A 10361-nucleotide genomic window follows, 5' to 3' on the forward strand; every position below is an offset into this window, starting at 1 on the left:
GTGTCTCGAAAGTGGCTTTCGCGACACACGGGCCCAGCAGTCACCGTCGCCTCGCCCGCTTGCCGCACAAGGCTCCGATCGATAATCCACAAGTTATCGATCAGTGCGGTTTTCCACATTGATCATGGTCTCCGGACGGGAGAAGCTTGTCCTGTCAGCGAGCCTGCTGAACACGGAAAACCAAGGAGACGCCACCATGTTCGACCCCATCCTGCTCCGGGCCGCCGACGCCGAGATCGTCAGCGACGCGCCGGGCAGCGACATCACGTTGCTGGCCGACTCGGACACCACCGACGGGGGCTTCACCGCGAACCGCGCGACCCTGAAGGACGGCGTCTTCGGCACCCCGGCCCACTTCCACACCCGCGCGACCGAGTTCTTCTTCGTACTGGAAGGAAAACTCCAGGTGCTCGTCGAGGAAACCCTGCACACGCTGGAAAAGGGTGACTTCCTCGCCGTACCGCCCCGGGTGCCGCACGCGTTCGGGCCCGCCGCCGGCTCGGACGCCGACGTCCTCGTGACCTTCACGCCCGGCATGGCCCGCTTCGACTACTACCGGCTGCTCGACAGGGTCGCCCGCGGCGAGGCCGACCCGTCGGAGATCGCGGCGTCGTCGAAGCAGTACGACAACCACTACGTCGACAGCCCGATCTGGCGTGCCGCCCGCGGACAGTGAGGGTCAGTCGATGACCGCGGTCGCTTCGACCTCCACCAGGTGCTCGGGCACGTCGAGCGCCGCGACGCCGATCAGCGTGCCCGGAGGGACCGGGGTGCCGCCGAGTTTCACGGCGGCCCGGTCCACGCCTTCGAGGAACAGCGCGAGTTTGTCCGGGGTCCAGTCGACGACGTAGACGGTCATCTTCGCGACATCGTCGAACGTGGCCCCGACCGCGGCGAGCGCGATGCCGATGTTCAGGTAGCACTGTTCGACCTGGGCGGCGAGATCGCCTTCGCCGACCACGGCGCCGTCCGCGTCCCAGGAGACCTGCCCCGCGATGAAGACCAGCTTCGACCCGGTCGCGATCGACACCTGCCGGTAGGCGGGGATCTCCGGCAGTCCCGCGGGATTCACCAGGGTGATGCTCATCCGTACTCCTTGCCATTGGTCACTTGTGGTTACCCAGGAACTGTAGGAGAGTGTGCGACGACCTGGAAGAACGCACCTTTTCGTGACTGGGGAACCTGATGGTGACCAAGCAGCTCAGCGGCAAGACGGACGACGCGGACGTGATGCGGGCGGACTCGCTGGCGCGGGAGATCTTCTCCGACATCGCCAACAAGTGGGCCCTCCTGATCATCGAGACGATCGGCGACCGCACCCGGCGCTTCACCGAACTGCGGAACGAGATCGAGGGCATCAGCCACAAGATGCTCACCCAGAATCTGCGAATGCTGGAACGCAACGGCCTGATCGAGCGGACGGTGCATCCGACCGTGCCGCCACGGGTCGACTACACCCTCACCGAGGCGGGTCACGGCTTGCGCGCGACGGTCGACGGGATGTGCGACTGGACCCATCGGTTCCTCGGTCACATCGAAGGCGCGCGCCGCCGGTTCGACGCGCCTGTTAACGGTTAACGGCCCTGGCCAGGGCCTCGAACGGTTCAATTCGCCGCTGTCCGGATCTATGCTCCTCGCGTGATCTCCGGGCAGTTGCCGCACGACGGGACCTTCGCCGGCGCGCTGCGCGAGGCCATCCGGGCGCGCGGTCTCAGCCTTGAACGTCTGCGTGATCATCTGCGCGCTCGCGGTGTCTCGATCACCGCGGCGACGCTCAGCTACTGGCAGTCCGGGCGCAGCCGCCCGGAGCGCCGGGACTCGGTACTGGGACTCCGCCACCTCGAACAGGTGCTGGAAGTGCCACCCGGCAGTTTGACCGCGCTGCTCGGCCCGCCACGCGCACGAGGCCGGTGGCCCGCCCGCGCCGACGGTCTCCCGGAGATCGGCCGGTTCTGGCCGGACCGGTCACGGATCGACGCGGCCGTCAGCGAGGTCGACACCCGGTGGGACGAAAGGCTGTCCAGGATCAGCCAGCACGACGTCGTCTCCGTCGGACCCGGCCAGGAGGAGCTCGCGTTCCGGTCGCGGCAGGTGCTCCGCGCCGAAGCCGACGGCCCGGACCGGTGGGTGATGATCGTCCACATCGACGAGCACGACCGGCCGCTGCCCGCGGTGACCTCGTTACGGGGCTGCCACCCCGGCCGGAGTGTGCACCGCCCCGAAGACGGTCTCCTCGTGATGGAACTGCTCTTCGAACGGCCGCTCGCGAAAGGCGAAACAGTCATCACGGAGCACACTCTGGCGAACTCCGCGCCGTTCCCGCACGCGACGAACTACGAACGCAAGTTCCGGCTGCCCGCCCGGGAATACGTACTCGAGGTCCAGTTCTCCCCCGGCCTGCTTCCGGCTCGATGCCGCCGCTATTCCGAACAGGACGGGCAGCCCGCGGAGTGGACGGAAGTCCAGCCGGGCAGCGATTCCGTGCACGGAATCGCACTGAATTTCGGGCCGGGCCGATTCGGCTTCGAATGGGATTGGGACTCTTAATTGTTAACGACTCGCGGACCTACGATTCCGCGAGGTGAGCGAATTACCGTCAGCGCACCTGCTTTTCGATTCGAGGAGTGCGTATGCGACGGCACAACAGAGTTTGTTCCTATTCGAGTGTCCTTGCCCTGGTCGCGCTGTGGCTCAGCCCGGCGGCCGAGGCGGCGACACCGCCCGCTCCGGTCCATCCGGACGCCGAAGTGAACGGCGTGGCCACCGCTTTCGGGCTCACCGTCTCCGAGGCGAAGTCCCAGCTGGCCGCCCAGGACGAGGCCCACCGGCTGGCGGCCTCGCTCCCGGACGGCCTGCGCGCCCGCTCCGCCGGGCAGTGGTTCGACGCGGCCGCGGGCAAGCTGACCTTGGCCGTCACGAACGTGGCGGACGCCGACGCGGCCAGGACCGCCGGCGCCGAACCGCGGCTGGTGTCGCGGACCAAGGCCGATCTCGACCGGACCGACGAGGCCGTCCGCGCGCTGGTCGGCGACGGCGTTCCCGGCGTGTTCGGCTGGGGCGTCGACGTCCGGAACAACGAGGTCGGCGTGTCGGTCGACCGCTCCCGCAAGACCGCCGAGACCGAGAGTTTCCTCTCCCGGGCAAGGGATCTCGGCGTGCGGATCACCGAAACCGGTTCGTCGCCGGGGCAGCAGGCCGGCACGATCCAAACCGGGAACCCGTGGTGGCCGGGCGGCGAGAGCAACTGTTCGGTCGGGTTCGGCGCGACCGATTCGGCGGGCGCCAAGCATTTCCTCACCGCCGGGCACTGCACGAACGACCGTGACCAGGCCGCCTATGGCGCGTCTGGTCAGCAGAACCGGATCGGCACGTCGAACGTCGGCGGGACGCGCAGTGTCAACGCCCGCGAAGGCGACATGGGCGTGGTCGCGGTGACGCAATCCGGCTGGGAACTCTCGGCGGCGGTCAACACCTGGGGCGAACCCGCCGTCACCGTCACCGGTTCGGCCGAGGCCATGGTCGGCGACCGGGTCTGCCACTCCGGCAACACCTCGAAGTGGAAGTGCGGCGAGGTGAAGTACACGCACAAGTCCGTCGACTACGGCGGCGGGCTGATCATCGAGGACCTGACCTGGACGACGGCCTGTTCGCTCGGCGGCGACTCGGGCGGCGGCTGGCTGCTCGGCACCAAGGCGGTCGGCCTGCACGACGGCGGCCCGTCGAAATGCGTGGAGAACCCGAGCGACGGGGACATGTCCCTCTTCCAGCCGGTGATCGAAGCGCTGAACAAGTGGAACCTCAAGCTGGTGACCGGTGGCGGCGGCGACACGACGGCGCCGACCGCGCCCGGTAACGCCCGGACCACCGGCGCGACGTCGAACAGCGTCTCGCTTGCCTGGGACGCTGCGACCGACAACGTCGGTGTCACCGGTTACGACGTCTACAACGGCTCGGCGCTCGCGACTTCCGTGACGGGGACCGGCGCCACCGTGACCGGTCTCAGCCCGGACACCTCCTACAGCTTCACGGTGAAGGCTCGTGACGCGGCCGGGAACCTGTCGCCCGCGAGCGGTGTCGTGTCCGCCAAGACGGCACCCGGCAACGGTGGCGTCCGGACCCTGAGCAACGACACCGACTTCGCGATCCGCGACCATCAGCAGGTGTTCAGCCCGGTGACCTCGACCCTCACCGGACAGGCCTCGACGTCGCTCGGTATCTCGGTGACGATCCGGCACACCTGTGCCGAGGACCTCGGCGTGACGCTCCTGGACCCGAAAGGCAAGGCCTACCCGCTCAAGTACAGCGGCGGTTCGGTGTGCACGGCGTGGAACGGCGCGCGGACGTTCACGGTGCCCGGCGCGTCGTCCCCGGCTGGCGGGAAGTGGCAGCTGCGGGTCACCGACTACGGGCCCGGTGACACGGGAGAGCTCGACACCTGGTCGCTGACGCTCTAGGGAGTTCCGTGAAGGACTCCTTGAGGGACTCTGGGTCCCTCAAGGAGTCCTTCACGGACTTCGCCCTAAGGCAGACGCACGACACGCAGGAAGGCGGGCAACAACCACGGCCGGGGACCACTGACGACGATCTTGCGCGTCAACGCGGTACGCACCCGGCCGACCCGGTGGAACATCATCAGGTTCAGCGACGGCGGGTCGAACGAGATCCGCGCGTCGACCGGCCCGCCGGGCTCCTCGACCGTGACCAGCCCCCGGTGCAGCACCAGCACGACCGGGGTCGTGTACGCCGAGCGGAAGGCCACGGCGATCCGCCTTTCCCGCGGCGGCTCGTCCGTGTCCAGCAGGTGCCCGGTGTCATGGGTCAGCACGCCGACCATGAAGAGATCGAAGAACAGCGCCGCGTCGGCCGGCGGGATCGTCCACGGCAGCCTCAGCGCCCGGGCGATGTCCCAGCCGTGGATCTGGAGTTCGTTGACCAGGTGCGCGAGGACACCGGCCAGCGGGACCTTCGAGTCACCGAGCCAGCCCAGCGGGGTCGCCGGGTCGGCGTCCTCGGTCACCCGCAGCACTTCCTCGATGTCGGCGAGCAGCCCGGTCACCAGCACGCCGATGTCGCGTTCGGGAAAATCCCGTAAAACCATGGTGTTCAACACGGAAACCGTGTCCACAGTGGTCTTTTCGATCTGATCCTGCCCACGGGCGTCCAAGGGCGGGGCACCGTCCGGCCGTACGAGCGCCGTGTACATCTTCGCGATCATCGCGACATGGGCGACGGTGTCGGCCGCTGTCCACTCCGTTGTGACCATCGCGCCCGGATCCGGGACGCGGGACACCATTTCCGCGAATCGCGCGCCCGTCACCCGGTAGGCGCGGCGTACCGATTTCCATTGATCAGCCGTGATCGCTCTGGTCACGGCACGAATTTTATCGCCCCGGAGCAGGAATTCCGTTCCGCTTTCGTGCGGTTCCGACCTCTTCCGGGAACGGAGTGACCGTACTCACTACGGAAATCGACGTGACACGCACCGACCCGCACAGGCAGACTGAACACCGAATCAGCTTCGCCTTCGCTGCCACCGTTGCCGGCACCGAAGGCGGCCCACGCGGAACCGCGCCCCTCCAGGAGCCCCACACAGATGACCGAGACCATGCCCGAAACCACCCACGACCAGGAACGGGCACCGGCACGCGCCGGGCTCCTGATCGGGGTCCTGGTCCTCTCCGCGTTCGTGATGATCCTCAACGAGACCATCCTGAGCGTCGCGCTGCGTGACCTGACCGTCGACCTCAAGGTCCCGACCACCACCGTGCAGTGGCTGACCAGTGGCTTCCTGCTCACCATGGCGGTCGTCATCCCGATCACCGGGTTCCTGCTCGAACGGTTCACCCCGCGCCAGGTCTTCCTCGCCTCGCTGACCTTGTTCAGCACCGGCACCCTGGTCAGCGCGCTCGCCCCGGGCTTCGGGCTCCTGCTGACCGGCCGGGTCATCCAGGCGTGCGGTACCGCGGTGATGCTGCCGCTGCTGATGACGACGGTGATGCGCCTGGTCCCGGTGGAGAAACGCGGCGCGACGATGGGCACGATCACCATCGTCATCGCGGTCGCCCCCGCCATCGGCCCGACCATCGGCGGTGCCGTGCTCTCCTCGCTCGGCTGGCGCTGGATGTTCTGGATCGTGCTGCCGCTCGCCCTCGCCGCCCTGGTGGTCGGCGTGCTGCAACTGCGGCTGGACGCTGAAACCCGCAAGGTGCCGCTGGACGTGCCGTCGGTGATCCTGTCCGCCATCGGTTTCGGCGGCGTGCTGTACGGCCTCTCGACGTCCGGCGAGTCGGCGGGCGGGCACCAGCCGGTGCCGCCGTGGGTGCCGATCGTCGTCGGGGTCGTGGCGCTCGCGGTGTTCACCTGGCGCCAGCTGCGCTTGCAGAAGGAAGACCGAGCGCTGCTGGACCTGCGCCCGTTCACCCACCGCAGTTTCGTCGTCTCGCTGGTGCTGACGGCGCTGCTGTTCATGTGCCTGCTCGGCGCGGCGGCGATCCTGCTTCCGCTGTACCTCCAGACCGTCCTGCACACGACCACGTTCGTCAGCGGGCTCGCGGTGCTTCCCGGCGGTCTGGTCCTCGGGCTGCTCGGCCGCCCGGTCGGCGCGCTGTACGACCGCTTCGGCCCCCGGCCCCTGGTCATCCCCGGTGCGGCCGCGATGGCCGTCTCGCTGTGGCTGTTCGCCCTGCTCGGCGCGGAATCGCCGCTGATCGCGGTCATCGCCATCCACGTCCTGCTGATGGGCGGGCTCGGCCTGATGATGACGCCCCTGATGACCGAGTCCCTCGGTTCGCTGCCCGAGCACCTCTATTCACACGGCAGCGCGATCCTCGCCACCCTGCAGCAGCTCGCCGGCGCCCTCGGCACCGCCGTGTTCATCGCGGTGGCGACGGCGAGCACCACCACGGCCGGGGCGGCCAGCCCGGACGCGGCGGGTATCCGCACCACGTTCATGGTCGCCGGCTGCGTCGGTGTGGCCGCGTTCCTCGGCTCGCTCTTCGTCAAGAAGGGCGAAAACGGCGCCGCGGTGACGGCCCACCACTGATTCACTTCACGCCCGCCGTGGCCTCCACCCGAGGCCCGGCGGGCGTTCGGCGTTCCAGCACCTTCCGGCCGTAGGCGATGGCGGGCTGTTCGACCCAGCGGCGCAGGGCGCAGGCGAACAGCAGGGCGACGCCGGTGGTCGCCGCGGCCTTCGCGAGACCGCTGGGCAACAGCCAGCCCGTGACGCCGGCCGCTCCGGTCTGGGCCAGGTACAGCGCGTACGAACGATCACCGACGAAGGTCATCGGCCTGCTGGACAGCAGGTTCCGGACCAGGCCCGGCGAAACGACGGCCACGAGCAGCAGTGCCGAGCCCACCGCGTAGACCGGGACCACGAACTGCCAGTGCCCGCCGAGCGCCTTCGCCAACGGGCCCACGGAGAACTGCAAGACGACGAACCCGCAGCCGATCGCCGCGGCGACGACCGGGCTGGTCAGCGGCCGGACCAGGGCGAACCCGCGAGGGTGGTGGAGCGTCATCGCCAGCAGACAGCCGATGAGCAGCGAGCAGTAGTGCACCGAAAGGCTCGCCCAGGTGTGCGCCGGCGCCAGCGGCAACGCGAACAGCACCACCCCGAGAACGGCCGACGAGCCCAGCAGCAGGCGCAACGCCGTCTTCCCGCCGCGCGCGAACGACGTGAGTACCAGCAGCGCGGGCCAGACCAGGTAGAACTTCTCCTCCACCCCCAGCGACCAGGACGTCGGATACGGCGTGTTGTAGTCGACGAGTTCGTTGCCGAAGACGAGGTAGTACGGCATGGCGTCGGCGAGCCTGCTGCTCTGGTACGCGCCGCCGAGCAGCACCGCGAGCGTGGTCAGCGCCAGGAGCAGGAAGTACACCGGCATGATCCGGAAGACCCGGCGCAGGTAGAACGCGCGGAGCGAGATCCGGCTGGTGCGGCCCTCTTCGCGCAACGCCAGGGTGGTGATCAGGAAGCCGGACAGCACGAAGAACAGCTGCACCGCGATCCAGCCCTGAAGGCGGTCCACGACGGGACCACCGTAGTGGAAGAACACGACGGCCACGGCGGCGAGCGCGCGCACGCCGGTCAGGCCGGGGAACCACGACGAAGCCAGGTACTCGGCGTGGCCGAGCGGCCGCCACCAGGAGCGGCGCGAGAGATCGGACATGGCCCGTAGGTTCGGGCTCGGACGCTGAACCGAAGCTTAAGGAAGCTGAAGACGGCTTCAGCTTCGCGCTTCCGCGAACGGAAGGCGGACGACGAGACGGGCGCCGCCGTCGTGGTCGGCGACCTCGACGGTGCCGCCGTGCGCCTGGGCGATCTCGGCGACGATCGCCAGTCCGAGGCCCGCGCCACCGTCGTCACGCGCTCGTCCGTCGTCCAAGCGCACGAAACGGCCGAACACCCGCTCGCGGTCCTCGGCGGGGATGCCGGGTCCGTCGTCGGTGACCGTCAGCACGGCAAATTCGTCCACTGTGGACACTTGCACGTCGACACCGGTACTGGTGTGGCGCTGCGCGTTGTCCACCAGGTTCCGCAGCAACCGTTCCAGCCTGCCGCGGTTGCCGAGGACCGTCGGGTCGCCGTCGATCTCCGCGCGGACGTCCTGTCGTCCGGAGAGGCAGGATTCGACCACTTCGGACAGCCGCACCGGCGTGAGCCGTTCCGGTTCGGCGTTGTCCAGCTTGCCGAGCAGCACGAGATCGCCGACGAGATCCTGCAACCGGGTGATGTCGAGGAGCGCGTTCCGGCAGGCGTCGCGCCAGTCGAGCCGGTCCGGATGCGCGAGCAGCACTTCCAGCTGGGTCCGCAGGGAGGCCAGTGGCGTGCGCAGTTCGTGCGACGCGTCCGAGGTGAACCGGCCCTGCCGGGCGACCGCGGTGTCCAGGCGGGCGAGCATCGTGTTCATCGTTTCCGCCAGCTTGCCGATCTCGTCGGCGCTGTCCGGGGCCGGGACCCGGCGGGAGAGGTCGTGCGCGCCGATCTCCGCGACCTCCGAGCGGATCGCCTCGACCGGGCGCAGCGACCGGCGGACCGCGAACCACGCGATCGCCCCGATCAGCAGCGCGATCACCGGGACACCGGCCAGCAGTGTCACGCGCACCGAATCGAGGGCCGCCTGCCCGGACTCGTCGACGACGGCGGCGCCGTAGATCCGGTACTTGCTGTCACCGCTCGTCTCGGCCGCGACGTGCACCCGCGTCTCGGTGGTCTCGACGTCCCTGCCGAGCACTCCCCGGCAGCCGACCGACCCCGCCATCTTCTCGTCGACGGCGCCCGCCTCGAGAACCGAAACGGAGTCCCCACGCTGGTAGCTGTCCGCTTGAACGAGCAGGCCGTTCCGCATACCAGGGCAGCCGATGACGCGCCGGCCTGACTGGTCGACCACCTCATAGGCCGAGTCTCGGACGAGCAGGAGCAGGTCGGCCGGTGCGGCGCCGGTGTTGAGCAACTGCACGATCGCCGCCGCGCGTGCCCGCGCCACCTGCACCGCTCCCGCGCCGAGCCGGTTCTGGGCATCGAGCACCAGCCACGCCGAAACGACCGCCAGCGCGATGATCGACGCCAGGAAAGCGGTCAGCGCGACCCGGAAGCGGGTCGACTTCAGCGCCTTAGGCACCGGAGCCCACCACGTGGTAGCCGGCGCCGCGGACCGTCCGGAACGTCTCCGCCCCGAACGGCAGGTCGACCTTGCGCCGCAGCGCGCTCATGTGGACCTCGACCAGGTTCGCGGTCGCCGACGCCGCGAAGTCCCAGAGGTTCTCCAGCAGTTCGGCCTTGGTGACCACTTCGCCCTGCCGCTTCATGAGGTACGCGAGCAGCGCGAACTCCTTGGTGGTCAACGAGATCTCGGCGACCCCGCGACGGCAGGTGTGACTCGCCTGGTCGAGTTCGAGATCCCCGAGCCGCAGCGTGCCCGGGCGCGTCGCTCCCCCGCGCCGGATCAGCGCCCGCAACCGCGAGAGCAGGACGCCGTAGGAGAACGGCTTCGGCAGGAAATCGTCGGCGCCGGTGTCCAGTGCCTCGATCTCGTCGTCCTCGCCGTCCTTCGCGGTCAGCATGAGGATCGGGGTGGTGTCGCCGCGTTCGCGCAACCGACGGCAGACGCGGTAGCCGTTGATCCCGGGCAGCATGATGTCGAGGATCATCGCGGAGTACGGATGCTCGGCCGCGTACCAAAGCGCGTCACGGCCGTTGTGCGCGACGTCCACGGCGTAGCCCTCGGCGCTCAGACCCGCCCGCAGCGATTCGGCCAGCCGTCGCTCGTCCTCCACGAGCAAGATCCTCATCCGGTCAGAATCCCACACGGACCGACAGCCTCGTGAGTGGCTAGGACGGTTCTAACCGGCCTTGCCAC

The 10361-nt window shown here is 68.9% G+C and carries 10 protein-coding genes; 5 read left to right on the forward strand and 5 right to left on the reverse strand.

From position 1 onward, the window contains the following. The first annotated feature begins 196 nt into the window (after positions 1 to 196). Positions 197 to 676, forward strand: coding sequence for a cupin domain-containing protein (locus ACFWMR_RS40720; RefSeq protein ID WP_378382248.1), 480 nt, complete (start codon positions 197 to 199; stop codon positions 674 to 676). A 3-nt stretch (positions 677 to 679) separates the two neighbouring features. On the opposite strand, the gene ACFWMR_RS40725 is transcribed toward ACFWMR_RS40720, so the two are convergent. Next, positions 680 to 1087, reverse strand: a complete 408-nt coding sequence (locus ACFWMR_RS40725) for a RidA family protein (RefSeq protein ID WP_378382249.1) — start codon at positions 1085 to 1087, stop codon at positions 680 to 682. A gap of 98 nt (positions 1088 to 1185) precedes the next feature. On the opposite strand from ACFWMR_RS40725, the gene ACFWMR_RS40730 reads away from it, so the two are divergent. The 3 genes from ACFWMR_RS40730 (at position 1186) to ACFWMR_RS40740 (ending at position 4454) form a co-directional block, all read left to right on the forward strand. Continuing rightward, positions 1186 to 1578: a winged helix-turn-helix transcriptional regulator gene (locus ACFWMR_RS40730; protein WP_093936455.1), complete on the forward strand. Its 393-nt coding sequence runs from the start codon at positions 1186 to 1188 to the stop codon at positions 1576 to 1578. A 60-nt stretch (positions 1579 to 1638) separates the two neighbouring features. Beyond that, positions 1639 to 2547, forward strand: a complete 909-nt coding sequence (locus ACFWMR_RS40735; protein WP_378382250.1) for a helix-turn-helix domain-containing protein — start codon at positions 1639 to 1641, stop codon at positions 2545 to 2547. 83 nt (positions 2548 to 2630) lie between these two features. Continuing rightward, positions 2631 to 4454, forward strand: coding sequence for a proprotein convertase P-domain-containing protein (locus ACFWMR_RS40740; protein WP_378382251.1), 1824 nt, complete (start codon positions 2631 to 2633; stop codon positions 4452 to 4454). Between the two features lie 65 nt (positions 4455 to 4519). Here the strand turns inward: ACFWMR_RS40740 and ACFWMR_RS40745 are convergent, their stop codons facing one another. Then, entirely contained in the window at positions 4520 to 5371 is an 852-nt protein-coding gene (locus tag ACFWMR_RS40745; RefSeq protein WP_378382253.1) for a maleylpyruvate isomerase N-terminal domain-containing protein, read from the reverse strand. Between the two features lie 222 nt (positions 5372 to 5593). Here ACFWMR_RS40745 and ACFWMR_RS40750 point away from each other — a divergent pair, with 222 nt between their 5' ends. Next, positions 5594 to 7042, forward strand: a complete 1449-nt coding sequence (locus ACFWMR_RS40750; RefSeq protein ID WP_378382254.1) for a DHA2 family efflux MFS transporter permease subunit — start codon at positions 5594 to 5596, stop codon at positions 7040 to 7042. A gap of 1 nt (position 7043) precedes the next feature. Here ACFWMR_RS40750 and ACFWMR_RS40755 read toward each other — a convergent pair whose 3' ends face one another. From ACFWMR_RS40755 to ACFWMR_RS40765, 3 genes are read right to left on the reverse strand one after another with little or no spacing between them, the layout of a single operon-like run. Beyond that, positions 7044 to 8171, reverse strand: coding sequence for an acyltransferase family protein (locus ACFWMR_RS40755; RefSeq protein ID WP_378382255.1), 1128 nt, complete (start codon positions 8169 to 8171; stop codon positions 7044 to 7046). A gap of 57 nt (positions 8172 to 8228) precedes the next feature. Then, on the reverse strand, positions 8229 to 9623 hold the full coding sequence (locus ACFWMR_RS40760; RefSeq protein WP_378382256.1) for a sensor histidine kinase: 1395 nt from the start codon (positions 9621 to 9623) through the stop codon (positions 8229 to 8231). Then, positions 9616 to 10293: a response regulator transcription factor gene (locus tag ACFWMR_RS40765; protein ID WP_093936449.1), complete on the reverse strand. Its 678-nt coding sequence runs from the start codon at positions 10291 to 10293 to the stop codon at positions 9616 to 9618. The genes ACFWMR_RS40760 and ACFWMR_RS40765 overlap by 8 nt, the downstream gene beginning before the upstream one ends. Between the last annotated feature and the right edge of the window lie 68 nt (positions 10294 to 10361).

Origin of the sequence: Amycolatopsis thailandensis (genome assembly GCF_042723255.1) — a bacterium.
GTDB lineage: Bacteria > Actinomycetota > Actinomycetes > Mycobacteriales > Pseudonocardiaceae > Amycolatopsis > Amycolatopsis thailandensis.

What these genes read in the sequence shown, in the direction of transcription:
- ACFWMR_RS40765 (WP_093936449.1), bottom strand. Translation starts at nt 10,293, where the DNA reads ATGAGGATCTTGCTCGTGGAGGACGAGCGACGGCTGGCCGAATCGCTG.
- ACFWMR_RS40750 (WP_378382254.1), top strand. Translation starts at nt 5,594, where the DNA reads ATGACCGAGACCATGCCCGAAACCACCCACGACCAGGAACGGGCACCG.
- ACFWMR_RS40740 (WP_378382251.1), top strand. Translation starts at nt 2,631, where the DNA reads ATGCGACGGCACAACAGAGTTTGTTCCTATTCGAGTGTCCTTGCCCTG.
- ACFWMR_RS40725 (WP_378382249.1), bottom strand. Translation starts at nt 1,087, where the DNA reads ATGAGCATCACCCTGGTGAATCCCGCGGGACTGCCGGAGATCCCCGCC.
- ACFWMR_RS40730 (WP_093936455.1), top strand. Translation starts at nt 1,186, where the DNA reads ATGGTGACCAAGCAGCTCAGCGGCAAGACGGACGACGCGGACGTGATG.
- ACFWMR_RS40720 (WP_378382248.1), top strand. Translation starts at nt 197, where the DNA reads ATGTTCGACCCCATCCTGCTCCGGGCCGCCGACGCCGAGATCGTCAGC.
- ACFWMR_RS40755 (WP_378382255.1), bottom strand. Translation starts at nt 8,171, where the DNA reads ATGTCCGATCTCTCGCGCCGCTCCTGGTGGCGGCCGCTCGGCCACGCC.